Source organism: Mesorhizobium sp. M0139, assembly GCF_040322455.1.
Lineage (GTDB): Bacteria > Pseudomonadota > Alphaproteobacteria > Rhizobiales > Rhizobiaceae > Mesorhizobium.
In genome coordinates this window covers 19,254-46,135 of record NZ_JAMYTN010000022.1, presented here as the reverse complement: position 1 = coordinate 46,135, position 26,882 = coordinate 19,254, and the positions used below count along the sequence as shown (strand labels likewise).

Sequence of the window (26,882 nt, the reverse complement as noted above, 5' to 3'; positions counted from 1 at the left end):
TCATCTGCAAGCGCGAGGTTGGCACGGAGGCCTGACGGTGAGCAACAATCTTCTTGCATCGACGTTTCAGGACTTGTCCCATGAGGTTCGAGCAATCAGAATAGCTCGCTATGTCTCAAGATGGCGGCAACGGCATTTCTACCGCCGTGACCTAGCGCGACTATCGGGGGTAGCGCCGCACATGATCGACGATATTGGATTGACGGAGGACGAAGTGGAGTCTGAACTTGCAAAGCCATTCTGGCGATGATCGGATCCTGACTAGGCCGACCACTTGAAAGCTGGAACCCTTTGTCGAGTGCGCTAAGCTCCCTTCAGGTCAAGTCACGACGCGCCCACGCCAACCCTGAATGTCCGGCCTTGAAGATTCGCAGACCGAAGCTGCCGGTCAGCTACCGGCTCAAAAAATCTATCGGTCAGCAATGCGCCTTAACTCGACCAGAGAGTTCAATTTTGCAGCGGCCCGAATGGAGACATCGCCGGCGACCACGCCGAACGCCGCGGTTGCGCCTCAAAATCGTTGTTAAAGAATGGCCCCTAATTCGGCTGATCAATTGCCGCCCTCAAGCGGCCTCAGCCCGCGGGGCTTTCCCTTCTCACCAATTTCCCGTCTGGTTCTGCGCTGCACTCTTAAGCGCGAGAGAGGCGGATGTATCGAAACTGTCGGCGCAGGCCGCCTCGACGTCTGCTTTGGTTAAGCCAACGTCGCGCAGAAGGAAGTTGGACAGGTGACCAAGCCCACGCTTTATGTTGCGGCGGGTCCGCCACTCACAGACAAGGGCCAGCAACCGTTCGAGCGGAGGATCAAAAAAAGTGCGCGGCACGCGCTGTGCGGTCTCGCCTAGTGTCGTTTGCGTAATGTTACGCCAGGTCATGGTAGCCTCCGTTGGGGGATGCACGAATGACGACCACCATCATGGCAGAGGACGGGAAGGCGCCAGCGCACCTTCGGAAGCACTCCGCTTCAGATTGTGAACTGGCCTTAGAGCTCCGCAAGGCCTAACCTGCGGCAAAGGAGCGGTCAGCCATGACGCGACGGCCTTACGGACTGGTCTGCCCGATCTCGCACGCCTGCGAGTTCCTGGAGCCCCGCTGGACGATCCAAATCCTGACCGAACTCTGGAACGGCTCGACCCGCTTCAATGACATTCGCAAGGGGGTGGGCAACGTCTCGTCCGCCCTCTTGTCGAGGCGGCTCAAGGACATGGAAGCGTTGGGCCTGGTCGAGCGCGTCGAGGACGGGGCGACGGGCGCCATCTGCTATTTCCGTACCCAGAAGTCGATAAACCTCGAGCCGGCGATGAACGCGTTAGCGGAATGGGCGCAATGCAACATCGAGGCGGAAATCGCGCTCGACAACGTAGATGTTTCGACCCTCATGTGGGCTGTGCGGCGAAAGATTGACCTCGCTGGCCTGCCGCGGCGGCGCGCCGTCATCCGCTTTCATTTCCGCGACGATCCCCCACCGAAGTGTCCCCATTACTGGTTTGTGGTCGAGCCAGGCGCGGACTTGCCCGAGCTCTGCTCGCTTGACCCCCGCCGGGACGTCGATCTTTACGTTGAGACCGGCGTTGTTTCACTGGGAGCCATCCTGGAGGGCCGATCCAGCATTGAGCGTGAGAAAGAAAGGGGCGGCCTTTTCCTCAGCGGTGACCCCGGCCTTGCCCGCAGCATGGACCGTTGGCTGCGAACCTCGGTCTATGCGGCGCTTGAAGGAATCGTCCAGCTTTCTTGAAAGCCATGTTTGGAGTGCAGCCTTGCGCAACCCGGCCCGAAAGAGAAAGCCGTTTGGGCTTGCCTCAAAAGCTAATCATCCGTTGTTTATTGCTGTGCCTTGCTGTGCCTTGCTTTGCGGCGTTGCCGGGGCAAGCTACCTCATACCGCAAACCGAACGCGGACAGGGCGCCACACGCCTTGGCGGGGCTCCCTGAGGGCGCCGGCGATATCATCGAAGATCGTTTCCATCGGTCGAGTCTAGATCGAAACGCCGAATCTGTGAATCCCTTGTTGTTCCGTCAAAGTCTAAAGCACGTGCAGTAACGGTTGATTCAACCATTGCTGGTATAAGTGTGGGGTGGTGGCGGCTCCGACAGTTCGGGGTGGAACTCAATGCCGAAGCCGCCTGCGCAGCCAAGGTTGGGGTTTGACCGCGCCGTCCTATTCTGGGACAGCGCGGTCAACGATTCGTTAAAACGCTCCGGAACTAATTAAGCGCGCGCTAATTGACTCGCGGTCTCGGGAGTCAGTGCATGCGTGAAGTTCATTCCTCCGATGATGGAGCCGATTTTGGCGGGACAAGCCTCCCGAGGGCATTGGACAGCGTCACGTACCGGCCGCCGTCTTCGTCTTCCCTCTTCCTAGAGATCCGCCATTCGTTGGGCGAGTGGGTTGTTCGCATCATAGGGAGGAACGGTGAAACGTATTCCCGAGCATTCGAATATGAAGCAGATGCCGTCGCTTTCGCTGGCGATCAGTCTTCTCGTCTAGGATTGGAAGCTCCCCCGAAGCGAGCAACTTGACGAAATCAGCGAGCGACGCGCCTAGGAGACGGCGGTTCATCATCACGATGGTTTATGGCACTTGCCCGACATGCCGAGCGCCGGACTCCGTCTTGGCCGGCTGCAGCAAGCGCTGGTCGATAGCGGCGGCCTTGAACGCCGCAAATGCTACGGCCGGACTGCAGCTTCCATCCTTGGCCTCCGCCGGTAGTGTGCTGAGAGTTCTGCAAATTCGCTGAGAGAGGGCGGTCATGGCAGGCTGGTGATGTTCAACGTCACCGATTCCCTGGAAGGAACGCCACCATGACCAAGACAGAAGGTAAATCGACCAGCGCTGCCGTCAAAGACATTCTGCTTTCGAACCCGGAGGGGCTGCACGAAGTGATCCGTGCGGTAATGCAGGAGGTTCTCGAGGCCGAGATGGAGGAGGCGCTGGTTTTGGCGCAGACTGCAGCCAACCGCCGCGTCCACGCTAAAACTCTCAGGGATCGTCGCCGCCGCCTGCAGAAACGTCATCGGAACGTTGTGGCTAACCCGCTTGCAAGTTCGTGCGCATCAATCTGTCAGGCAAACACATCCATTGTGGCCTGTTTTGTCCATGCGGGCTGGGTAACTGGCCGTCGCTTGGCGTACCCAACAGCCTGATGATCACCAAGCCGTTTGTTATGCCGCAGATCATTACCGGGCTGGCAACTCTCCTCAATCAAAAGGGAGTGGACCAACTCCCAGCCTCAGAATAGCTGCGGCTGGTAGCTAGCTGTTTGATCCCGAGCTCCGAAGGAGAGGTGCTCAATGTCAGGCCCCGGTGAAGGGACCTTTCGCGACGGCGAGGGCCTGATTTGCGGCGCCCAATGAACTCTGACGCACTATCTCCGGCTGCTCGGCAAATACGAGCTCCGCGCGACGCCCTCATAGCAAGCCAGCCTGCCGACACTGCGATGTATCGCCAAGGCCTCCCGAAATGTGCGGCACATTCGGACGGCAAGCCAAAGATCGCCTTCGTCTACGTGGCCTTCTCGAAAGTGACGGATCACCGCCGGAGCAATGTGCTCTGCTTCTTCGCTCGCATGGTCGAAATTTCGCTCGGCACAAAGCCGTTCGAAGACCCGTTTGCAGGTCTGCAAATCAGCGGGGGAAAGGTATGGGTGATCAAGTCGGTTCAACATCGAGCGCCTCCCAAAACGCAGCGTGCAAGAACGTTCCCTCAGAAACGATTTAGAGATCGCAAGCGGCGGGAGTCAATGAATGGTTAAGGACGTACATTTCGGGTTTTCTCTCAGTTGAAATGTAGAAAATCGAGGTGTGGCTTTGCTGGCGCCTTCAAAGCCCCGGAACACTCGAACGGTCCTAGCTTGATGTATGGGCGCTCGGAGAGGAGGTAACTCTCCTAAGGCGAAAGAAGCACTAATGCCGGGGGGGGCGATCTACGTGTCGAGGCGGTGGCGAATGAAGTCGGCTACGAGGATGCGAGTTTTTTCGGGCGTCTCTTCCGCCGCAAAACTGGGCTGACGCCGGCGCAATATCGCATTGGTTTCAGTGCTCTCCGGCGAGCGCTGAGCCGCAATTGAATCTCAACTGTCGCCGCGCGATGCCCATGTTCCGCTCTGCGCCTCACTCCGGCCGCAAGAGATCAGATTGCGACTTCCCGAAAGCAGACCTTCGTCCCTAATGCCCTTTACCAATTCGGATCGCGACGCTGAAGATCAGATGGGTCCGCGAGAGGTGCCCGGCGCGCAATAGCAATGGTCTCATAAGGCATCACGTACGCCATCTCGAAGGCTCCGCCCAGAACCTTGGTCATTGCAAGCAGTGCGGTGCCGAAACCGAGTTTGGGAAGCAGTCTTGAATGGGTGACTAGGTGGGTGGCGATATCGACCATGGCGTCCTCCTGTAGCCACGAGCTTCGCCTAGGTTTACGCACAGGTCCTTGGCGCGAACCTGAAAAATCCTGAACAACACTGAAGTTCGCTTTCGCCGTCGCTTCAGCTAAGCTGCTGTCCTCGGACGGGGCACCTCTCGAATGGATATCCACTTCGGACATTACCGGCTGAAACGCGCGAAACGGCAATTGCTCGGCCCGGACGGACCGGTAGAGCTTCCAGCGCGTTGCTTCGATATCCTCGGCACTTTGCTGAACAAGGCTGAATCTGTGGTCGGGAAGACCGAGCTCTTCGACAGCGTCTGGCCAGACATGGTGGTAGGGGACAATACCCTGCAGGTACAAGTGTCTGCGCTGCGCAAGGCGCTTGACCCCGGCATGATAAAGACCGTTCATGGCCGGGGCTACAAATATGCCGGGCCGCGGCCTGTGGAGGTTGATACCGATGACTTCGATGGATCTGAGCTGCATGGGAGCCTGACCACCGACATTCGGCCTGCCGACCGCAAGACCACTATTGCCGTACTCTCGTTCAGCAACATGAGTGGTGATCCGGATCAGGAATATTTCAGTGACGGGATCACCGAGGATATAATCACCGAGTTGTCGCGATATCGTCCTCTCGCCGTCGTCTCGCGCCATTCCTCTGCCTGCTTCAAGGGGACAACGGTCGACATCAAGGAGATCGGGAAGAGGCTCGGAGCGCATTACGTCGTTGAAGGCAGCGTGCGCAAGATAGGCGCGAGCGTCAGGATAACTGCTCAGCTTATCGAAGCCGCGACCGCCAGGCACGTCTGGGCAGAACGATATGACAGGATGGCTCGGGATTTGTTTGCCGTGCACGATGAGTTGGTCCGAAGGCTTGTCAGCGCCATAGTCGGTCAAGTGGAGCAACACACGGAAACCCGGGCGAAGACAAAACCAACTGAAAGCCTTGATGCATATGATCTCTGGTTGCGCGCGATGCATGGGTCCGATGTCTGGACACTCGATGGCAACGCTGCCTGCGAGCGGTTGCTCGAAGAGGCGATAAATAAGGATCCGATGTTCGCGCGAGCGCATGCAAGCCTGGCTTTTTGCCACATACGCACCTCTCAGATGTCACCGGGTTCTCCAAACATCCGCAAGATCGAGGAGGCTGCGCTTCGAAGCGCGGAACAGGCTGTCCGGCTCGATGCAGCGGAGGCACGAGCACACCATGCGCTGGGATGGAGTCACCTCTATCTCGGTGAGTTCGAACGCGCCCGGTCGAGGTTCGCCATATCAGCTTCGCTCAATCCGAACGACGCGAGCCTCTGTATCGATCGTGCGCTCGCACTGGCGTTCCTCGGCGAGCAAGACGCGGCTGATGAAGCAGCCGAGATCGCTGCGATCCTCCATCCTCTCGGCGGGGACTGGTTCTCCGCCGTGCGAGCAATTGTTCACGTCACCGCCAAGCGTTACGACGCCGCTGAAGAGTGCTTCGCATTGGCGCCGAAGACCTGGCCTGACATCCTGGCATTTCATGCCGCAAACCTGACCTACCTCGGCGATCGGCGACGGGCGTCGGAACTCATGCGTCAGGCTCTGGAAAGATTTGACCTGCTGTGGTGCGGGTCCGCGCCAATGCAATATGAAGATTTCATCAGCTGGTTCTTCCACGTCAACATGTTCCAGCGTCCGGTAGATCGCGAGCATGTCGACGCAGGCCTGCCGAAGGCGGATCCAATTGCAGCCGCCAGGCACGATGCGCAAGGTTAGCTACAAAGCAGCCGCCCGCCCACAGTGCCATGCCGGGCGGTCGCCGCAAGCAGACGCCGGTTGCGGCGAGGCCGTAGGTCGACGCGCAAGCGCGCGGGGAATTGCCCGGCAAATGGACGCAGGGTGGCCCCGATGTGCGCCGAATGGACAGGATTGCAAAACGCCGATGTCCAGAGCTGCCAGATGCCTGATGGCCGCCAGCGCCCCGCTCCTGCCGTGTATCCGGATAGAATTGAGGTCCGGACCGGCATCGCTCTCGAGGATGACGAAGGGCAGTCGCCGGCAAACGCGTAGCCGAAAAACCCATCCGTGACTGGTCACCCGCCATGACCGCTCGGAGCTCCACTGACGGAAAAGAACGCAAGCACGCCGGGCAGCCCGCTCGCTTCCATCTCGCCATGCTCTTCGAATACCAGGCCGGAGCCGACCACGAGATCACGCACCGTCCGGGACACGATGATCACGCCCGGCCCGGCCTGATCGAGCAGCCGTAATGACAGCTCGATCGCAATGCCGGAGAGATCATCGCCACGCTCCTCGCATTCGCCGGTATGGACCGCCGAGCGGACATGGAGACCGGATTGCTGCAGGCGATGGCGGATCGCTATCGCGCACTGGATCGACCGCGTCGGCCGCTGAAACACTGCGATAAAGCCGCTTGTTGTGCGCCTAATGTGCCTGCCTTCGGCAACCAGCAATTCGGTTCGGATCGCTTCGGCATGCCGCTCGATCAGATCGTCGCCGGCACCGGAGCGCTCGATCTCCACGGAAAGCACGGACACCAGAATCTGTTCGCCCCGCACCGCCGGCAAGGCGCCGGTGACGAAAGTCTGGATTTCGTCGACGAGGCGATCGGAATTCTCGCCCCAGATCAAGTGATCCCGGCCGGCAAGCTCGACATACCTGGCGCCTTTCATATGCGTCGCCAGATAGCGTCCTTCTTCACGTTTTACCCAGCGGTCACCGGTCGTCTGCACGATCAGGGTCGGAACATGAATGGCAGGCAAAATATCGCGAACATCGATTTCTGTTCCCCAGCGCCAGAGCGCGATCGCGTCCGCCGGTGAGGCTGAATTCCTGAGATAGGCGGCGAACCATTCCTGCTCGAACGAGTCGCTCATCAGGCTGGGCGCCGCGTTGCTCATATCCGCAGCCGCTCCCCACTCTCTTTCGACGACGGCCAGATCCTGCTCCACCTGTTCGTTTGTTTTCGCCCACGGATAGTCTTTCGACCATCTGCCGCGGGCGTAAGCTCCGTTGAGCACCAGCGCCGCCGTGCGCTCCGGATAGGTCGCCGCAAACAGCACGCACATGGGGCCGCCCTCGGAGCTGCCGAACAGCACCGTGCGCTTTGAGCCAACGGCATCCAGCACCGCCCGCACATCTTCCATCCGCTCTTCCAGCGTCGGCAGGCCGACATTGCGGTCGGAAAGCCCCGTGCCGCGCTTGTCCATACGGATCAGGCGCGAGAACGTGCCGAACCGCTGGAGTACGTTCGAAAGGCGCGGCGAGGCCCAGGCATGGTCTAGGTTGGAAACCCACCCCGGCACGTAGACCATGTCGATCGGCCCGTCGCCGGTGACCTGATAGGCGATGTTGATCCCGGCCGATTTGACATAGTGCGTCGAAGGTCGCAGGCAATCGCCCTCGAACGCTGGCCGCTCGCCGGTTCTGACTTGCGCCGAGGCGGCTATCCTGGAGGCCTGCGGGGCCATGCGGCGCATCCGCACTTCCTCATGCAGATGTCTTGTTTCCGGCTCGGGCTGCAGCTTGAGCTCGCGCTGAAGTGCATCGCGGCAATGCTCATATTGCTTGAGCGCGAGATTGACCCGGCCCTGCGCCACATAGGCGCGCATCAGGGCGCGATGGATGTCTTCCCGCAGCGGCTCCATGGCGAGCAGCCGTGTTGCCGAGCGCAGGCATGCGGCCGGATCGTTGGCTGCGGAATAGTGCGCGACCAGCCTGTCGAGCACCACCACGGCCCTCGCCCTCAGGCGCTCACGCTGAACCCGCAGCCAATCCTCGAACGGCTCCTCCTTTAGGCCGAAGCCGTCAAGCAGGTCGCCACGATAGATTACGAGCGCTCGTTCGAGGTCCTCGGGCACGGTGCTGACAGTCAGTGCCTCGAACCGCGCGACGTCGAAATCGAGCTCGCCGAGATGAAGAGCCAGGTTGTCGCCGTCGGTGAGAAAACGCCCGCCGGAAGCCTGCATGGCCTTTCTGACCGCCGACACGGCCTGCCTCAGGCTCATTCGAGCCTGCGCATCGCCGTTGACGCCCCAAAGCAGCCCGGCGAGCTTCTCGCGTGACTGCGCATGCCCGGACTGAAGGGCGAGATAAGCGACCATCGCGCGTGCCTTGCGGCTTAAGGTCGGGACCGCGGCCCCGACACCGGCAAAGTCGAAACCACCCAGTAGATAGAGGTGAGGACCGGTCATCCCATCCGCCACAGCCACAAATGTGAAAGGTAATCCTTTCGCTTAGCTCACTCCGATTCAACCGTTATCGCCTCGGCGCTGCGTTTTTCACGAATCCATCACGTTGCGTCCTACACAGTTCTCACGGCCCTCGAAGAGGCTGTTCGCACTGAAGCTCTTGTCTCAAGGAGAACGCCGTGCAACGCCCCCCTTTGACCGATTGGCCGATCTGGCATGATGATGCCGGAAATGATCTGCAGCAGCGCCGGGCGGCAACGCCGCTGCGTCACGATCTTACGCTTGCCAGATATCTCGAACGACAGCAGGCTTGGCGGGCATTGGCGGTTCGCGAGTTCGATCTCTCGACCGCCGTGATCCGAGCATCGGTACTGGTCGCGCGGAGCGGGAGCGTGTTCTTCCGGCGAGCGCGCCTCTTCCAACGGGACCTCCGCGGTGCGTACCTGATTTTCTTCGCGCGCCGCTGTCAACTCGGATCGGAGCGAGCTGATCGTGATCTCAGAGTCGGAGTCAGGCCCTCCCACTGAGGTGCTCCTGTTTTTTCTCTGCTCAGAGTCGGCTTTGGCCAGCCCAGCGTCAAGTTTGTGACTTTTAAGGCCCGTTTGCGACGCAGCGCGGCACCTTGGCAATGCACCTGAGCGCAGGCTTTCGGAGCTATTGCAGATAGGGGATACGTCCGAGATGGGGTCGTAGGCGGAGTGCCAGCTTCTTTGCACCTTGTTCTACAACCAGTCGATCAGCTTTCGGCCCCCTCCTACCAGCACGACTCGGCGATCAGCCTGCGACGTCGCATTCAAGTCGGCGGCCGACCGGTACGATCTCATAGCCGACGTCGATTAATCTGAGTTTCAGCTCATCGAAATGCCGCTTCGAGCCGCTGACGATCAATTCAGGCGCATAGTTCCAGCCCTTGCGGGCAGCATCGGCCACGATATCGGCGTAAAGGCGCATGCTGGCGATTTTCACGTCTGACTCCAGCAGCTGCCTGCATCCGCTTGCGAAGGACGGCGGCGGTGCGTTGGACAAACCCAGGATCGCGGATAGCAGAACAATCGAAAGAGCGCGCATGAATGTCTCCCTTGGCCGATAACCCATTTCGACTGTAGGGGAACTTGCATCGATTCTGCCTACGCCGGGATCGGGCAGATGGTGTATTCGAGCTCCAGCATTTGTAGTATTTTGCCTCGGCAAAAGCTGAAAGCGTACCGATCGGTCTGCCATGAGCCGCATCGAGACATCTTCACCCGGTCAAGACGCGCTGTCCGATCGAGAGCGCGCGGTGGCTGAGAAATTCGCGGCTGGGCTGACTTATCGCGAGATCGGCGAGGCGCTGTTCATCGCCCCTTCGACCGTGCGCACCCATCTCGCTTCGATCTATGACAAGCTCGGCGTGCGGAACAAACTCGCGCTTGCCGCGCATATCAATGGAGCTGCCAGCGCAAGCATGGACAGGCTGCCACCTTTGCCAGGCACCCCTCCGGTACTCGCCATATTTCCTATCGAATGCCTGAATTCGGAAGAGCGATGGCGCCGCTTTGCCGACGGCCTGTCATCGGACATCACCATTGACTTGGCCCGCTACGCGGACCTGCCAGTTATCGCCTTCCACACCATGAAATCCTTGGGCAGCAAACCCGCCGATTTCGCTGCCGACGGGAAGGCGCTTGGCGCCACTTACATCATGTCAGGCCAACTGCGTGCCGACGAGCGGCGGGTTCGGTTATCGATAGAGCTCGCCGATGCGAGCACCGGCGTAAGCCTGTGGAGCGAGCGCTACAACCGTCAGGTGGAGGATGTCTTTACGTTGCAAGACAACCTGACGGAAAGCGTCATCAATGTGATCGCAGGCAGCTACGGCGCGCTTGCGACGGTCGGACGCAACGCGATTCGCCGCAAACCGCCGGCCAGCCTGCGTGCCTACGACTGTTATCTGCTTGGTGTTGAACAACAGGACACATTCAGCCGCGCCGGCACCGCGGAAGCGATACGTCTGTTTTCACGCGCGCTTGAACTTGACCCCACCTTGGTCAGGGCATGGACCGCGCTTGCCTATGCCTATTCGATCGAGGGCGCCAACGGCTTCAGCAACGACCCGCAGGGCTCAATCGAGAACTGGCGGGCAGCGGTTGAAAACGCGATTCTGCTCGACCCCATGGACAGTGTCGCTTGCAATTGCCTTGGCGACCTCAGGGGGTGTCTTGGCGACATCGCAGGAGCCGACCGCGCGTATCGCCGAGCTTTCGAATGCGGCTCCAACCATGCCGATACACTGACGTTGTTGGCCGGCAGCAGAGCGCTGGTCGCTGGCGATCCGAGTGAGGCGCTGCCGCTCATCGAGCGCGCCATGCGCCTCAATCCGCTGGCCCCACCTTGGTATTTCGGCATGCTGGGCCGCATCCTGTTCACAGCCGGCAGGCACAAGGAAGCCATCGCTGCACTGCGTAGAAGTACGTTAGACTCTCCGAATGTACTCTTGTTTTTAGCGCTGGCACATTCGGCCGTGGGCGAAGCGGGTGACGCGGATAGGATCGCGGTCCGCTTGAAAGCCGAATTTCCAGACTTTTCGGTCGAACGCTTTATCACAAACTATCCCGTGACCAACCCCGACGCGGTGCATGCCATTCGCCAGGCCGCCCGACTGGCGAGGCGCGACTGAGGTCTTCTGAGACGCACGACCCGAACTGACGGCTGGCAGGCCGCAAAAGCCGCATGTCGTAATGAGGCGCAGGACCAGCTACCGTCTGCTTTCGCATGGCAGTTCCTGAAAGCCGCCTGACCGGAAGCGGCCCAAAAGCTGCCGGTCAACACAAGGTCGCATTGGAACCGATCCTTCGCATCCCCCGTTATCGAATGGAAGGGACATTACTTGTCATTAGGAGATGAAGAATGAAACGGCTTCTTTTTGTCACTGCCATGATGGCTGTTTCCAGCGGGCTTGCGTTGGCGGGGACGACAGGGACAACAGGAACAACAGGGACGACGTCGAGTGGCTCCTCCACTACCACAACGATGCCGACGACAGATAACAACACGGATTCGACCACAACGAAGTCGACCAATTCGAACTCAGCGAAGGACTGTGCGCCGGGCCAGCAGAGTGGCAGTGCAAAGCAGGCCGCTCCTGGTCAACAGGATGACACCAGTGCCAAGTCCGCGGCCCCTGGACAGATGAAAACGACTGCCGAAGGTTGCTAATTGTGCCGGGAGAGGCCGGTTTGCACCGGCCGGAATGGATGCCTCCCGCTGCCGACCGGCGGCAACGGACCGGCCCGCGCCCTTCGATCAGCGCGGGCCGTTTTTCTGAAAGAACCCCCTTAATCGTCCAAGGAGCCTGCAGCCTTTTCTTGGGCGAGCCGGAATGCATAGTTGGTTGCGGATGTGATTGTTGAATAGCGGCCCTTGGTGAAGGCAGATTTGAACGCGACAAACGCCTCAAGCGGCACGTCCAGGAAATCGTATTGCTTCCCCCCTCGCTCAAAACCAGACCGAGAGAACCCTGGTCCGGGTCAATAGTCGAACTCATCGAGGTCGGCGGCATGGTGCGTTTCAAGAAACCAGCGTGAGCCGCGGCCAGCCGGGTATGGACCGCCCTACAGGCTGAGCTGTATTCGAAGATGTGGCCGGGCGTAGAATGACGTCGCGTTCCGCCGCTTCGCGCGCCGCCCTGATCGGAGTTTTCGCATTGACGGTGTGGGTGGCCGTCACGGCATCGGCTGCGATCTCCTCAACACGGTATTTCGGCACTTTTGTTCCTACGCGTCGGTAGCGACTCCGCTTGTTTGGGGGTCGCCCTCAAAGAGGAGAATAAGGTGGCAAGCTCGTCGTCGCCCTGCCGCCGGGGGTGTGACCCGGCGGCTTGGACGTTCGGCTAGGATCGCTCGGCTGTGACCGCCTTACGGCGTTGCCGCGGGAGTCTGCTTGGCAGCCATCTCGTCGATCTTCTCGGCAAGCACGCCGTTGGCCCATTCGGTGACCTTGGCGTCGACCGGCTTGTTGGCCATATCGGCGAGCGCGTCATCCAGCGATGGGACGGCGGCAGCAGCATCGGCCGCCGCTATATTGGCGGCATCGAGCGCCGCCTGCGCTGCGTCAATCTGCTCCTGGGTCGGGACTTGGTCGGCCGGAGTATTCGGGTCGTTCAATTTGGCGTTCAACGCGTCGACTTCGGCTTGGGCTGCATCTACCGCGGCTTGGGCACCCTTGGCGGCCGCCGACGCTGTCACATAAGCCTGAATGCCAGCGAATTTCTTGCTCTTGGAGTTCATATATGCGTTGATGTTGCGCTGCAGCGAGTTCAGCCGGCCAAGCTTGGCGTGAATGTTCTTGTCCTTAGGCGTCGCGGCGACCTCAATGTCGTCGACGGCGACCTGGTCGTCGGCCGAGGCCTTCTTTCCGGCGTGAGCCGATGCCGACTTGCCGTGCGAAGCGCTGTTGCCGGACTTCCCGCCGCTGTTGCCGGACTTGCCGCTATTGCCCTGACCACCGCCATTGCCGTGACCACCGCCATTGCCGTGACCACCACCGTTTCCACCCGCGCCAGCCAAAGCAGGAGCGGTCACTAGCGCAAGCGCGGCAAGCGCCGCCAAAAGGGTATTTCGGGATGTCATGGTACCTCCTCAGGGCAGTAGCCACCTCGCCGATTCGTTATAGAGCGGCTTATAAGAGTTTCCTAATCCGACTGAAGGAACTTTAGATAAATGCTTGTTGCAATGAGCGACTGACGACTGCGAAGCTCTTGTAAGCCTCTGAAATCTAACAATAAATTCGGAATCGTAGAGCGTACCGGCCCTTTGCGCGACTGAAGTCCCATACCGATCAGACCTTAGTCGGGCGATGCACAGCCAGCGGAACGCTTGCGGCAGTTGCGACTAAGCGCAGTAACATTCTGCCCGTCGTCGAACACCGACGCGCAACGCGCCCGGCGCCACTGCCGAGAGCGCGTTGGCCATGGCCCGTCCGGCGATATCAAATACCGGTCAGCACTTTTGGCGGATGCCGTCGTGGATGTGGTGGTGTTTCTTGTCGCTGCTGGCGCGTTTCGCGCCGCGGCGATGTGACAATGGCCTTTGCAATGGCGCGTGCCTGAATCCTGGCGTTGGCGAAACAGCCGCGAACATTTGGCCGCATTCCCGTGAACCACAGACCCGGCAGCGTCGGATCATGATCGCCGCCGTTGAAAAGCGGAACGCCTTTGCCGTCCAGAACGCCAAGCTTGCCGACCATCGGTTCGAGCCAGTGCGATAGCCCGTCGCCGCTTCGATACCGCCGCTCTTGCCACCTCGTATCGTGATGACGGTTGCAAGGGAGAGTGCAGCTAGTGCACAGTAGCCTCGGAGGTGAAGATGTTGTTCGCGTCACACTCCGATCATGTTCGTGCCGCGCACGAGGATCCTCACATGGACAAAGCGACGACCATCGTTGGAATAGACTGTAGCCCACGCGCGTCCAGTAACTCAGGGCGGATGCTCGGCGAGGTTCTTCGCTCGCTCGAGAGAGATCGGCGGGTGAAGGTCGTGGAACAGGTGCGTCTGGCCGATGAGCGTATCGACTGTCTCGGGTGCGAGCAGTGTTATCAAACCTTCGGATACCACGGTGACGGGATCGATCGTGTTCTGTCACTCATGAAAGGGTCGGACGTGATGCTGATGGCTACTCCCACCTGCTTCGGGATGCCGCCGGCCCTGGGCGTCGTCTTGCTCAACAGATCGGATCCCCTGTGGCGCGACGGACAACAGCTCAAAGGGAAACTCGGAGCGGTCATCGTCAACGGAGCCAGCGATCCCGCGGACGATCCGAGTGTGCGCCAATGCGCGGACAACATGGTCAAACTTTTCGAACAGCACGAGATGCCTTGTGTCGAGCCGGTCCATCTGGGCGGAACGCTCGCGTATCCCGAGCAACGGTTTCCAGACCCGCTCCCCGCCGGTACGACAGGCGTTCTCGGTCAATTGGCTGACGAGATCCGGCAGTGGGTCGGGAGCAGGTGATGCCGTCACATCTCTTGCTCAGTATTCTGTGCGAGAGTCGTTGCTCAGCTGGTCCGCGCTGCAGCCTGCCGACCTGTGGCGGGTTAGCCAACACTATACCAGCAGCAAGGAGGATAAAAGCTGCGCCGGCCTGAGAGACGGGGTCACGAAGCCGTATGGTCTACAAGCCGAATAGACACATCGCCGCGATGTTCGGCGTTGGCAGGTCAACGCCTTCCACCGGTAATCGCGATGGTACGTCCCGACGGTGGAGCGAGGGCCGCTGCCGAGCGGGAAATCGAACTGCATCCGATCGTTCCGTTGTAACTGCCAGTTATGGGCGTGTTTTGTGCTCCGGCGTTCGCGGAGTGCCTTAGTGATGCGCTACGTGCTGCTGGAATGGACTGCCATGGTAGTCCAGAGAATCCGTCGTACCGCGAACTGGGGCTAGCTGGATGTCGCGATATCATCGGCGGCTAGCGCCTCACCTGGATGGAGCCACCATGGGCTTCTGCAGGCGGCTGATCCGGTGGAACGACCAAAGAAGCAGAGGGCAGATGAGCAGGGCGGCAGCGCCGAAGTTAAGCGCGGCCGTCGCAGTGCCGGCCCAAACCGCAAGCTTTCCGCCGATCGCCGGTGCGGCCAGCATGCCGACGTAATAGATGGTGTAGAACACCCCCATTCCGACCGATCGGGTCCCTTGATCGAGCACGCGCGCGGGCAGGCTCATGATCGCGCCGGCAGGCAACCCGCACACGATCCCCATGGCAATCGCGAGGGGCAGCACCGATCCGCTTCGGGACAAAAGGAGGACCAGAACCGCAAAGCCGGCACAGCCCGCGGTGAGGACCGCGCCCCCGCGCTTGCTGCGATCAGCCAGCAAGCCACCCAGGGGGACCGAAAGTGCAGCCAGCCAAAGCACGACGCTGATCGCCGAGCCCGCCGCCGAACTGGACCAACCGCGCTCGACAAGCATCGAGGGACCGAAGCTGAAGACCATTGCGAAGGCGACATTGTAGAGGCACCAGATCAGGCCGGCGGTGATGAGCGCGAAGGTGATCCCGGCCGAAATGCCGCGGCGTTCAATACCACGGGTAGGCGATCCCTCCGGCGCGCGATAGACGAACGCGATGAGGACGAAGCCGGCGACAATCATGACCAAAACGGCAATGCCCACGCCGGTCATACCGTACGTCGTCCCGATTGCCGGCAATAGCATGAGAGCGATAGCGATGCCCGCTGGCCACGAGTTGATGTAGATGGCCATGGCGGTTGCGATCTCGCGGCCGGCAAACCAGTCGGCGACCATCTTGGTCATCAGAACGTTCAGGAGGACACCGCCTGTACCGGCGACTAGTCGACCCCCGACCTGCAAGCTCCAGGACGTCGAAGCCATCATCACCAGCTCACCCGATAGCATCATCAAGAGCCCGGCGAGAACGGTCGCCTTGTCGCCATAGCGCTGGCCGATGGTCGCGCCAGGCAAGGCTAATGCGACTCCCGGCGCAAGATAGAGGCCGATCAGAATGCCGATGTCGGCCAGGCTCGCACCTACGCGATCGCTGATAAGAGGCGCAATGGCGCCAACGCTCTGAAACTGAAACGCCATTGCGGCACGGGCGACAAACAAGACAGCAAGGATCGTCCAGCGACTGCGCACGGTTCCCCCAGGTTGGTTCAGTCGGAATTGGCCGGGTCGTATTGCTTCTACATGGCGGCGAGGCGCATATGGGGTTATAGCCATCAAGCACGCTCTCGTCCCCTCATCATGGATGATTGTTCGCATAGACGCCGCCGGTTGAGAAGGGTCTGACCTCATTCCAGAGGTCGCGCGCCGCGCTAACACTGCGTCGTCATCGCCGGACCATCCCAGAGCGCGATCGAAAACCAGTCAGCGGCCTCATCGCGGTTTGCATCGGGCGAGTGCGACGCTGGCATGCGAGCGATCACGCCACCGAACTGCTGGAAAGCCAGCAAGCAAGAGCGGTTGAGGCCTTTGCGTAAGCTGTAGCAACGCCTCAATAGCTACATTGCTGATCTCGCGCATGAACTGCGCTTTCCAGCAATGGCGTCCCCCGCGTGGAAGATGCTGTCGCTCGCCGAATTGTCATAAACATGGCCTCGCGCGCATAATCGTAGGCCGTGCAGCGCCGAGCCCACCAGAAGCGTCGGGCCGAGCGGATGCAGCCAGTATTCGAAGGTCCCGCCGCCGCGCAAGCCCAGAACCGGTCGGGATGCTCCCTGGCGCTTGCCCGCGACAACCGTGCGCCGGTGCAACGTCCGGCTTGCAGAGAAACGGTTTTGGATGGACGAGTAGCGAGTTCGGTAACGGCCAGTGAGCTGCCGATCCGCTCCCGGCCCCATTCTGGTCATTCAAGGGCCGCTGAGCGTTGCTGCGCTAGGTCGATTGGTTCACTTTGAAGCTTAGCTCTCCCGTCCAAAATTCGGTAAACCTGCATTCGAGAACAGCCAACAGCTTTCGCGATTTCGGTGGGTTTGACCCCGTCACTGTGGAGTTGGATCACACGGTGGTAATCTAAGCGCTGCTGGCCACCCTTGTAGATGCCATTACGTTTGGCCTGCTCGATGCCGTCACGCTGCCGCTCTTTAATGAACCGGCGCTCCATTTGGGCGACCATCCCAAGAACCGTAAGCACAATGTGGCCCATCTCACCTCTTGTCGAAACGTGCGGGTCAAGGACCGTGACGAACGCTCCCTTCTGTTCACACTCGTAGATTAGATTTAGGACGTCGCGTGTATCGCGGCCGAGGCGGTCCAGCCTTGTGACCACAAGTTCATCGCCTGGCCGTAGGAAGTCCAAAACGGTGGCTAGCTCGGTGCGCCCGTCGCGACTTCCACCCGACACCTTCTCCGAACGAACGATTTCGCAACCTTCGGCCTTCAGCTTGGTGTGCTGGCTTTCGAGATCCTGATCAATTGTGCTGACGCGAGCGTAACCAATGCGAGCCATAGCCTGTCACCTCAAGGTTTAAGCTCAACGCTACCTTGTCACAAATAGTCGATGTCAACCCAGATGTTACAGGCGCGGGGCTCGACGGTGTTACGTAACGCCGGGGTATACCCTGATGAGACGCTTATCGACAGGGATCCGAACTGAGGGTGCAACTCGGCTTGCCGCTCATCAAAATGTCTCCTGGCCGCAAGGCGTCTTGCTGATGCGTCAGGGCCGTGGAACGGCGTCACTTGGACGGACCAGTCTGAACCGCCATTCGGCATCATGACCGATAGAAGGCCACCAGTGGCCACACGCGACGCAAGGCGTGAACCCGCTATCCCTTGACACTTCAGATGCGATGGCTTGCTGGGTGGCTTTTCAGCAGAACACGACAGCTCAATGCACTTCGGCTGGCTGTCGCACCCTTCAAATTCTCAAATGTCACCGGTGTCGATATCGAACACGCGGATGACCGACATCATCTTGTCGATGATGCGGTCAACAATCTTACGACGTTCAAGAATTCTTGGCTTGACCGTCAGCGCCCCTACCACATCCTCGCGCTGCGGGGTCTGGCCGGTGAAATTGTAGAGCTCAAGCAAATGATTGAGATGAGCCCTGCCAATGCCTTCTGACACGCAAAGCGCGCTCAGCGCTTTCTCACGTTCATCTTCCCAATAGCGACGGAAAGCAATATGCACATCGTCTCCCTCGCCGCTATGCCACATATTATGCTTGATAAATTTCTCTATCAACTCTCGCTTGCTACGAAGGGACGGCTCAGATCTGACCATATCGAGAATATCTGCCAGCCGCTGTTGCCTATCAGGCTGACTGCCTGACGCGCTATTTACGTCTTTGAGAAGTTGAAGGATATAGGCCGCGTTGATTTTGTCTTGCCTAATAAGCTCTAGCTCAAAGTCGATATCGTTGATAATCGATGCGGACTCCTGGCCGTCATTTCTGCGATTCTGGTCGTGGATATCGAGATATTTACTCTTGAAGTCGTCGAACGTCTGAAGGTCGATGTCCAAGTCATTCCATGAGAATTGAGTAAACGCCGACAGGACATTCTTAATGCGTGCAAGTTCCCGGAACGCTCGCACGAAACTAAGGCGCGCGACCTCATCGGGTAGCCTGTCGACGCTTGCTACAGTGGGGGCGACATCAAAAAGAGCCCTGATCGCCTCGTTGAATTTTTTAACTTGCTCCTCATAGGGTTCAATAAGGATCGTCTCGCTCGCGTTTTTGTCCGCAAACAAGGCTATTGCTTCGTCCGTTGCCTTCTTCAGGTTTCGAAACGAGACAATGTTTCCCTGCGATTTGACCTCGTTGAGCACACGGTTCGTGCGCGAATAGGCTTGAATAAGACCGTGGTGACGCAGGTTCTTATCTACGTACAGGGTATTAACTTTTTTCGCATCGAAGCCAGTTAGATACATTGCCACGACAAGCAGGATGTCAACGCGATCTCTGTCGTTAAAATTCTCGCGTTCCCGCTCTTTGATGCGCTTTCCTATGTCCTTATAGTAGTTGTAGAAACTTTGGCCGTCCCGCGTCGAAAAACTGGTGCCGAACATTGAATTGTAGTCGGCGATATATGTCTGCAGCTTGTCTCGGCTGTGGGGATGAAGAGGGGCCTCGGTGCTTATATCAAATTCCGGTTCAGCGATGAGCCCGTTAGCATCCCTATCGTCTTCATTTGCCACAAAGGTAAATACCGTAACCACCCGGAGGTCATGCAGCCCGGCTTCCCGTTTTGCACGGAAAAGGTCGTAGTATTGGGTCAGAGCATCGACGCTGCCCACGGCGAGCATCGCCGTGAAGTCTCGATTGTGGGTCTTACGATCATGGTTGACGATGATCCAGTCAACGACGCCTTCGATGCGGTCAGGATTCTCGAAGAACTCGCGAGTGTCGATGCCCGCCACCTTCTCGTCAATTAGTGATCCGTCGCGACGCTTCAATTTGCCCCAATACTCGACCGAAAAACGAAGTACATTTTCGTCTCGGATCGCGTCGGTAATAACGTACTGGTGAAGACACTCACCAAACAGGTCCTTGGTGGTTCTCGCGATGGCTTCACTCTTGTTAGCGTTGATCTCAAGGATTGGCGTGCCGGTAAAGCCAAACATCTGAAAGTTCCTGAAGAAACCGGTAATGCGCCGATGCGTCTCGCCGAATTGCGATCGGTGACATTCATCGAATATGAATACGAAACGACGAGCTCGCAGAGGTTCCATACGCTCGAGGAACTGTGCCTTCGAAATCGCTGCATTAAGTTTTTGGATCGTCGTGACAATCAAAGGCGTATGCTCGTCGGAAAATTGCCGGACTAACGTGTTAGGGTTGTGAGTGCCGTCAACGCTCCCTTCGCTATAAGCATTGAATTCTCGCGTTGTCTGATAGTCGAGATCTGCACGATCGACCACAAACACAACCTTTTCAACGTCAGCCATCTCCGTGAGGATTTGAGAGGCCTTAAAACTTGTGAGCGTCTTCCCTGAACCCGTTGTGTGCCAGACATAGCCGCCGTTGACGCTGTTCCTAACGCGATCAACGAGCGCCTCAACCGCGTAGAACTGATAGGGGCGCAGCACCATGAGCTGCCTGTCGCCTTCATGAAGAACGGTATACTTGGCAATCATCTTCGAGATGTGGCATTTATCTAAAAATATGTCCGCAAAATCCCCAAGTTGGTTGAGCGGTTCATTGTCTTCCTTGGACCAGTTAAACGTCTGCTTAAAACTTTGCTTGCGATTGTTGGCATAATATCGAGTGTTGACACCGTTCGAAATCACAAAAATCTGGACATATTGGAAAAAACCCCGCCCAGATGCGTAACTGTGTCGGTGGTAACGGTTGACCTGATTGAATGCCTCTTTCAGCTCGAGACCCCGCCGTTTCAGCTCGATTTGGACAAGCGGTAGGCCATTGACGAATAGCGTTACGTCATAGCGGTTCGAGTAGGTCCCCTCTTGGCTAATTTGGTTGGCAACCTGATAGCGATTCTGGCACCATTGGCGGGTATTCATAAATTCAATGAAAGCGCTCGAACCATCCTCACGGATCAGGTGAAATCGATCTCGAAGCGTCTTGGCTCGATCAAACACGCTGCCTTTGTCTAAGTGGTTGAGGACGCGGGCGAACTCACCGTCTGTTAACGTCAGCTTGTTGTGAGCTTCCAGTTGCACTTTGAGATTGGCCGCGAGCGCTGCCTCATCCTTGAATGCCACGTGCTCCCAACCACGCGCGCTGAGCCGCGCAACAAGACTTTGCTCAAGCTGCGCTTCACTCTGTGTTGCCATTGTCATCTCTTACAGCGTCGAGCCGATCTTCAAGGTCGTCCAATTCCAAATCCAAATCGGATTCCAGATCCTCGGTGTAAGCCTGCAACTCAAGCACATAGTCCTCGTAGTAAAGGCGGTAGAGCGCGTCGCTGTAAAGTAGCTTGCCAAAAAGGGGATTTTTCTGATCGAGCCAGTCGTTGAACTCAGCGTTGGCTTCGTAGGGTATGTCGGGAATGCCCCCCGGCAACACCGGCGGGCCTAGCTTCTCGACACCTTGCCCGTCAAGGTCAAGGCTTTTTGCCGAAAGCGTTCGTGTCATAAAAAAGGACTTGAGCATATAGAAGGCCACGGCGTCCGTCATCTGTAGGCAAAGTCGCGCAAAGTGATCGCTGCTGTTTTCTTGCTTCGGGACGGCCTTGCCGTGGGAAATATCCCCGCGGGCGTTGCGAAGCGCACCAAGAGAATGTGCAAGTCCACCAACGCGATTCACGAAGTGATCTTCAACGATATCATCGTTGGCACGCAACAGTTTCGCGGCCGCTTTGACCAAAGGCTCTACGTCCTTTTTGTTTAGGTCATCAATCGACGCCTTATCATCCAAACCCATAATGATGGTCTTTGATATACCTTCCAGCAATGCCTTGCATGTCTCAATACAGATATCTGGATGCCTTGTGATATTGCGCCTAGCCTTCCCAAACAAGGGCACATAATAGATGCAGTCGGGAAATTGCGACTCATACGATTTGATCAATTTCACTGCGCGCTGCATGCTACTACCTCAAATGAACATATTTTGAAGTAGAGCTTTTTTGAAAGCCTGCATTGCTTCAATCTTGGCCGTTACACCGGCGAGTCTGTCATCAACCGTTCCAAGGAAATCGGCAATTTTTCTTTGTTCATCAGCGTGAGGGCGCGGCACAGGCATCTTTCCCACCACACTCCAATCCGCACGGGGCATCTTTGAGCCGGAAGATTGGTTCGCCACACGGATAAAAATATTCGTCTGTACAAATTGATAGAGGTAGCTCGATTGCACGTTTCGAGGGCGCAAAACCCAAATCTCGGACGAGCAAACGCCCGGCCTGTCTGCCAACCAAAACTTTCTTAGATAGGGGCGAAGCTTTCCGAACAATATATCGCCGGATTTAAACGCAACTTTCATGCTTTGCTGATCGGCAAGCGCGCTGCCGTTAATTATCCGTCCCGACCCAGACTCGATATTCTCAAGCTCTATAACAAAAGGCCTTTCTGACGTTTCGCCTGGATTGAATTGCTCAGACGGGCGGCCGACCATTTCGCTAAGCGGCGCTCGCTCCCAATCCGGAAAATCGCGGCCACCATCGTCCTTCAAACGCAGTCTTTGCGAGAATAGGCTCTGCGCTAGTCCACGCTTGTATCTCTTCAAGGCATTGAGCTGACTTCGCAGTAATTCTGTGCGCAGGTCAACGGCGCCGAGAAAGTCCGCAATCTTCCGTTGCTCACTGGGTGAGGGCAGAAGCATAGGAACTTTGACAAAATCCCTATAATATAGACGTAGGCGATCGCCTGTCAGGCCATAGGAATATGCCCAAAGCCAATAGATCGAACGGGATCGCTTGAACCAATGCTTGAAGAACTGCGGCGAGGTGACCTGTTTAGGGATGAGCACGACATATGCGGGACTGACCATGCAGTCGACAGGAGCGAGGCCGACGGCTCCCTGCCACATCCGCATCATATTGTAGACCATGTCGTTTTTGTTGGCGCGCAAGTTCGCTTCGTCATCAGCATTGCTGCTGATTTCTCTATCCAAGCTATCTCGAGGCACCATTCCGCCTTCAAGCGTCACTGAGTAGATCGGCAAACCTTCTTCGCCGCGCTGGCGTCTCTGGGTGAACGCGTCTCCACCATTGGATGGCACCCATGGATCTACGTGCTCGGGGAAACGCAAGCTCGGAACGTGGACACGGTCAGGCTTCAAAGCGGAGCCTCCAACCCCAGTTCTTGGCAGAAGCCCGCCAATCGTTGATCCACATCTTTGAGCTGATTGTCGATCTTTCTTAATTCCCCCAGCACCTCGATGAGATCGACTTGTTCCTCTTCGATGAACGTATCTACATAGCGAGGGATATTGAGGTTATAGTCATTCTCGTGGATTTCTGTGATTGGCACCACGTGGCTATAGCGTTCTTCGCTTGTTCGCGCGCGGTAGGTGGCGATAATTCTGTCAACATCTTGAACGCGTAGCGTATTTTGATTTTTCCCTCTCTCAAAGTCCCGACTGGCGTCGATGAACAGAATGTCGTCCGACGCTTCGCGACACTTCTTGAATACCAGGATGCAAGTCGGTATGCCCGTGCCATAAAATATATTGGCAGGAAGGCCGACCACAGTGTCGAGGTAGTTGCGCTCCGCAACGAGAATCTTACGAATTTCCCCTTCCGCGCCGCCTCTAAACAATGCTCCATGGGGGAGGATCACCGCCATTGTGCCGTTGTCGGCTAGATGGTGGATCATATGCAGAATAAAGGCAAAATCCGCTTTGGAGGCGGGCGGCAAGCGACCGTAGGTGCTAAACCGGTCGTCCGTCGAGAAATGAGGATTCGCGCTCCAGTTCGCCGAAAAAGGTGGGTTAGCGACAACAGCCTCAAACTTCATACCGTCGTGCTGTGGTCGTTCGAGTGTATCTTCCTGCTTAAGGTCAAACTTCCTATAGCTGACACCGTGGAGGATCATGTTCATTCTGGCGAGGTTATAAGTCGTTCGGTTCAGCTCCTGACCGTAAAAGCTGCCAACATTCAGAAGGCCAACCTCCCGCGCGACTCGAAGCAATAGAGATCCTGAACCGCACGTAGGGTCATAAACGGTCTGTAGCCGCTCTTTTCCCGTGGTTACAACTCGCGCAAGGATGGTTGAGACCTGCTGCGGGGTGTAAAACTCTCCCGCTTTCTTCCCAGCACCGCTGGCGAACTTGCCAATAAGATACTCATAGGCGTCGCCCAATACGTCGCTATTCAGTTCGCGGAGTCGAAAGTCGAGACCTCGAAGGCGGACAAGAATCTTGGCCACCAGCTCATTTCGGTCGTTAACTGTTCGTCCGAGCTTCGTCGACCCTAGATCCATATCCTCGAATAGATGGTTGAAATCCTCTTCGCTCGCGGCGCCCATGGTCGATTTCTGGATATTCTCCAAAATCCGTCCCAGGTCCTCGAGTATGAAGTTATTGCCCTTTTGCGTGCCGCGCTCGGCAATCGAGGCAAAGAGCTCTGACGGCTTGAGGAAGTATCCCAATTCATCGATTGCCTCGGCGCGGACGGCATTCAGAACGTCGTCACCTTCCTCGGTGCCTTCGCGAATCTGGGTGAATTCAATTCCGTCCGGTTCTAGGACGCCGTTCGCATATAGGTGGATGCGCTCGGACAAATATTTGAAAAAGATGAACCCTAGGATGTAGTCGCGGAACTCGTCAGCGTCCATTTTCCCGCGTAAGTCGTTTGCTATCCCCCAGAGCGCCTTCTCCAATTCCCGTTTTTGCGCTTCCGTCATAGCCTGCACAACCTCTTGTATGATTCTCCATCCCTAGAACAAGACACGAACGTATGCACCCTTTTTTTGGCGGGAACTATCGGCGTATCGCGCGATCGCGAGTTGCGTGTATGCACCCGATGATCATGCGGCAGATTTCGCCAAAACAAGCGCAGCACACACGATTTTTTCGTTCCGAGCCGGGCGACCTTTCATCGCCGATCAGTGGGTATTTGGTCTTCTAGGCATTGCCGCTCAAACTGGGAACAGGCTCCGGTCCTAGAAGATCGTCACATTCTGGAAGAGAATGCTAATAGCTGCCTACAAGGGCTTCCGTGACGCCCTCAAGCCCAGCGTCATGAAGCGGCCCTATCTTCGCGCGCTCGACATCAAGCGCATCACGAAGTCGCCTGTTGACAAGTCTCTCAGATAGACCCGCCGACGACTCCCTCACACCGATGGCAACCTTGACAAGCTCCGGCGGCACCACCTCCATAAGCGGCTGTGCAAAGATTCGTGTATTACTCCATTCCTCTCGCGAGGACTTTTCCCGGTTTGGTCCAAAAGCTATGTATCGCATCAGGAAGTCGAGTGAGAGCACTAAGGGGTGACCAATCGCGCTAGACAAATCCGCTCGGAGAGTCCTAGACATTCTCGATGCAGCCCGATCCAGCGTTAGCCACCAGCTTTTATTGCCCAACTTTGATAGAGTCTTTCTATCCTTTCTACGTTCGGAAATGACGATTAAACAATTTTCTACATCGTGCCGTGTTAGTTGGTCGATATGAATGTTGTATTCTTGACCCGGTTTATTCCTCCGCCCTTCATGTATATCCCTCCAATAATCAGAAAGACCTTCCCTAATTTCGTCGGACACACCGGAAATGTCGAAATCGTCGCCGACTAGAAATCCGAATTCATCGGAAAGAAACTCACCTAGATCTTGAATAGGGTTCATTGCACCAACAAATTTCTCCAGCCACGATCGAAAGAATTCTTGTTTGCCTCCTGCGAATACGTATCGCGCGTACACATAAGGTACGTCGCCTTCCCATCTGTTACTCCATGAATAGGCGCGGCACCGGTTCAAATGCCGCTCAATCTCTTCGACTACCCCCCATGTCACATGCAGGCGAATCCCGCATTGCCGCGCCTGTCGAAAAAGGTTTGTAAAGGGTTGCTCGTCTACGCTCACCGTTTCCGCTAGAATCGGCAAAATCACCCCAGTGTCTAGCCAAATTGTGCCACTGCTGAAGAGCTTCCGGGTAGCTGACTCCACGTCTGGCGTGGCACTGAGAAACGACATTAACGTGTAGCTGTCAGACAGCAAACGGAGGTAGCCCCGCGTTCCTTCACTTGGAGTAGCCAGCAAGGTACTCACGACATGTAATCCGAAGGTTTGTCCATCGCGCCCTCGAATTGCCTTAACCGGGAAATGCTGATGGGCAATCTTCTTGAGATCGTCCTCATGTAGAGGTGGATCAACGTTCAGAGCAACAGTCGCGGCGAATTCTTCGCCGCGACGCAGAAAGTATATCTGAAGGATTTTATGAACGGATTTCATCAATGACGGCATGTCGACGACTTCGACGCTGGCAGAGCTGCTGATAATATCGGTCACATCCCGTTCAAAGGCATTGTGCATAGTTAAGAGACGAGCGGCAGCGTCCTTCTGCCTCTCCAACTCCAAATGGTTTATGTGAAATTCGTCTTCACTAATTCCGGGAATTCCGGGCCATAGCGAGATTGCTTTCCTCTTTAAGCGGTGCAAAGCAGCATCAACGAACCGCGCCAAAGTCTCCGGCGCATGCTGCGGAAGTGAGGCTTGAACATGCTTGTACACCTCGCTTCGCGGCATTCTCAATTCGCTAGATGTGTCGCGTAGGGCGGCCTTGGTCAGCGCCTCAAAACAGGATCTCGTCAGACCCTTGCCTGCAGCTTCGTCCTGTTGCTGCATCTCAATAAACAAAAGAGCAGTGTTTGCCTCTCTGCCGACAAGCACCCCATGATCGGAGAGGATATTCCGGTCTTGGAGCAGTGGGTCAACGAAACGCCGCGCGAGTGCCGCAGCTGCGTTGGAGCGCGCAACGTCTTCGTCAGCCCTTTCCAAAAAGAACGACGCGTCTCGTATGTCGAGGTGGATGTTTGTCTTCCTGAGATCCCTGCGAAGCCCGTCTGCCTGCGCGCCGATAACTTGGTTGGTTACATAAATCAGGGTACGGGTCTGAACCGCAGTCTGCGATAGACGCTTTATGGTTGCCCGGATTTTGTTGGCCCACTGCGGCGTCACAGAATACTGGAAAACTGTCTCTGGTTCCCCGTCTGGGGTGAAAAGAACAGCGTCGCGGCCTCCATCGCCACCGGGTGAGGCCATTGTGCGCAGCGTACCGAATTCAGCCGCTAGAAATGTTGACGCCAATGTCTCAAGGTGCTCCCAATCGCTTGGTCTGAGCCGCTCAAGAGCGAGCGAAAATCGTTCACGACTAGTTGCCATTTTGCGCCGATATTCGAGGTGTTTGCAGTTATCCTCAATGGAGTAGCATAGCCCTAGCCCAAATGCAGCCTTCAGCGCCGCGCGAGGTAATCCAAAGCACTCCATGACCGAGCTCC

17 protein-coding genes and 3 pseudogenes are annotated in these 26,882 nt (G+C 57.3%); 7 read left to right on the top strand and 13 right to left on the bottom strand.

Annotated features, from left to right (window positions below):
- Positions 1-596: 596 nt before the first annotated feature.
- Positions 597-875, bottom strand: coding sequence for a DUF1127 domain-containing protein (locus NKJ58_RS28015; RefSeq protein ID WP_352854372.1), 279 nt, complete (start codon positions 873-875; stop codon positions 597-599).
- 152 nt (positions 876-1,027) lie between these two features.
- Between NKJ58_RS28015 and NKJ58_RS28010 the strand changes: the two genes are divergently transcribed.
- The 3 genes and pseudogenes from NKJ58_RS28010 to NKJ58_RS28000 all read left to right on the top strand — a co-directional run.
- Complete coding sequence (locus NKJ58_RS28010) at positions 1,028-1,735, top strand: winged helix-turn-helix transcriptional regulator (RefSeq protein WP_352824694.1); 708 nt, start codon at positions 1,028-1,030, stop codon at positions 1,733-1,735.
- A gap of 1,066 nt (positions 1,736-2,801) precedes the next feature.
- A pseudogene (locus NKJ58_RS28005) lies at positions 2,802-2,945 on the top strand (IS256 family transposase); the annotation flags it as partial.
- Positions 2,946-3,928: 983 nt separating this feature from the next.
- A pseudogene (locus tag NKJ58_RS28000) lies at positions 3,929-4,066 on the top strand (helix-turn-helix domain-containing protein); the annotation flags it as partial.
- Positions 4,067-4,173: 107 nt separating this feature from the next.
- On the opposite strand, the gene NKJ58_RS27995 reads toward NKJ58_RS28000, so the two are convergent.
- On the bottom strand, positions 4,174-4,377 hold the full coding sequence (locus tag NKJ58_RS27995) for a hypothetical protein (protein ID WP_352854368.1): 204 nt from the start codon (positions 4,375-4,377) through the stop codon (positions 4,174-4,176).
- Positions 4,378-4,518: 141 nt separating this feature from the next.
- On the opposite strand from NKJ58_RS27995, the gene NKJ58_RS27990 reads away from it, so the two are divergent.
- A complete protein-coding gene (locus NKJ58_RS27990) occupies positions 4,519-6,117 on the top strand; it encodes a winged helix-turn-helix domain-containing tetratricopeptide repeat protein (protein WP_352854365.1) in 1,599 nt (532 codons plus the stop codon).
- Positions 6,118-6,434: 317 nt separating this feature from the next.
- Here the strand turns inward: NKJ58_RS27990 and NKJ58_RS27985 are convergent, their stop codons facing one another.
- Together NKJ58_RS27985 and NKJ58_RS27980 are read right to left on the bottom strand one after the other, a co-directional pair.
- A complete protein-coding gene (locus NKJ58_RS27985) occupies positions 6,435-8,555 on the bottom strand; it encodes an alpha/beta fold hydrolase (protein ID WP_352854362.1) in 2,121 nt (706 codons plus the stop codon).
- A 771-nt stretch (positions 8,556-9,326) separates the two neighbouring features.
- Positions 9,327-9,620, bottom strand: coding sequence for a hypothetical protein (locus NKJ58_RS27980; protein WP_352854360.1), 294 nt, complete (start codon positions 9,618-9,620; stop codon positions 9,327-9,329).
- Between the two features lie 151 nt (positions 9,621-9,771).
- On the opposite strand from NKJ58_RS27980, the gene NKJ58_RS27975 reads away from it, so the two are divergent.
- Together NKJ58_RS27975 and NKJ58_RS27970 are read left to right on the top strand one after the other, a co-directional pair.
- A complete protein-coding gene (locus NKJ58_RS27975; RefSeq protein WP_352854358.1) occupies positions 9,772-11,208 on the top strand; it encodes a LuxR C-terminal-related transcriptional regulator in 1,437 nt (478 codons plus the stop codon).
- Positions 11,209-11,438: 230 nt separating this feature from the next.
- Entirely contained in the window at positions 11,439-11,747 is a 309-nt protein-coding gene (locus NKJ58_RS27970; protein WP_352854355.1) for a hypothetical protein, read from the top strand.
- Positions 11,748-12,445: 698 nt separating this feature from the next.
- On the opposite strand, the gene NKJ58_RS27965 is transcribed toward NKJ58_RS27970, so the two are convergent.
- Together NKJ58_RS27965 and NKJ58_RS27960 are read right to left on the bottom strand one after the other, a co-directional pair.
- A complete protein-coding gene (locus tag NKJ58_RS27965) occupies positions 12,446-13,159 on the bottom strand; it encodes a hypothetical protein (RefSeq protein WP_352854352.1) in 714 nt (237 codons plus the stop codon).
- 358 nt (positions 13,160-13,517) lie between these two features.
- Positions 13,518-13,807: pseudogene (locus NKJ58_RS27960) on the bottom strand (hypothetical protein); the annotation flags it as partial.
- A 141-nt stretch (positions 13,808-13,948) separates the two neighbouring features.
- Here NKJ58_RS27960 and NKJ58_RS27955 point away from each other — a divergent pair.
- Positions 13,949-14,539, top strand: a complete 591-nt coding sequence (locus NKJ58_RS27955) for a flavodoxin family protein (RefSeq protein ID WP_352854350.1) — start codon at positions 13,949-13,951, stop codon at positions 14,537-14,539.
- 463 nt (positions 14,540-15,002) lie between these two features.
- On the opposite strand, the gene NKJ58_RS27950 is transcribed toward NKJ58_RS27955, so the two are convergent.
- The 7 genes from NKJ58_RS27950 to NKJ58_RS27920 all read right to left on the bottom strand — a co-directional run bounded on the left by NKJ58_RS27950 (position 15,003) and on the right by NKJ58_RS27920 (position 26,871).
- Positions 15,003-16,178 carry an MFS transporter gene (locus NKJ58_RS27950; RefSeq protein ID WP_352854348.1) on the bottom strand — a complete coding sequence of 392 codons (1,176 nt, stop codon included), beginning with the start codon at positions 16,176-16,178 and terminating at the stop codon, positions 15,003-15,005.
- 709 nt (positions 16,179-16,887) lie between these two features.
- Positions 16,888-17,490: a recombinase family protein gene (locus tag NKJ58_RS27945; protein WP_352854346.1), complete on the bottom strand. Its 603-nt coding sequence runs from the start codon at positions 17,488-17,490 to the stop codon at positions 16,888-16,890.
- 419 nt (positions 17,491-17,909) lie between these two features.
- Complete coding sequence (locus NKJ58_RS27940) at positions 17,910-20,783, bottom strand: type I restriction endonuclease subunit R (protein WP_352854344.1); 2,874 nt, start codon at positions 20,781-20,783, stop codon at positions 17,910-17,912.
- The gene (locus NKJ58_RS27935) at positions 20,767-21,537 is read right to left on the bottom strand and encodes an abortive infection family protein (protein ID WP_352854342.1); all 771 of its coding nucleotides are present in this window, start codon (positions 21,535-21,537) and stop codon (positions 20,767-20,769) included. The genes NKJ58_RS27940 and NKJ58_RS27935 overlap by 17 nt, the downstream gene beginning before the upstream one ends.
- 9 nt (positions 21,538-21,546) lie before the next feature.
- A complete protein-coding gene (locus tag NKJ58_RS27930) occupies positions 21,547-22,728 on the bottom strand; it encodes a restriction endonuclease subunit S (protein WP_352854340.1) in 1,182 nt (393 codons plus the stop codon).
- A complete protein-coding gene (locus NKJ58_RS27925; protein WP_352854337.1) occupies positions 22,725-24,293 on the bottom strand; it encodes a type I restriction-modification system subunit M in 1,569 nt (522 codons plus the stop codon). The genes NKJ58_RS27930 and NKJ58_RS27925 overlap by 4 nt, the downstream gene beginning before the upstream one ends.
- Positions 24,294-24,582: 289 nt before the next feature.
- Positions 24,583-26,871: a hypothetical protein gene (locus NKJ58_RS27920; RefSeq protein WP_352854335.1), complete on the bottom strand. Its 2,289-nt coding sequence runs from the start codon at positions 26,869-26,871 to the stop codon at positions 24,583-24,585.
- Positions 26,872-26,882: the final 11 nt, after the last annotated feature.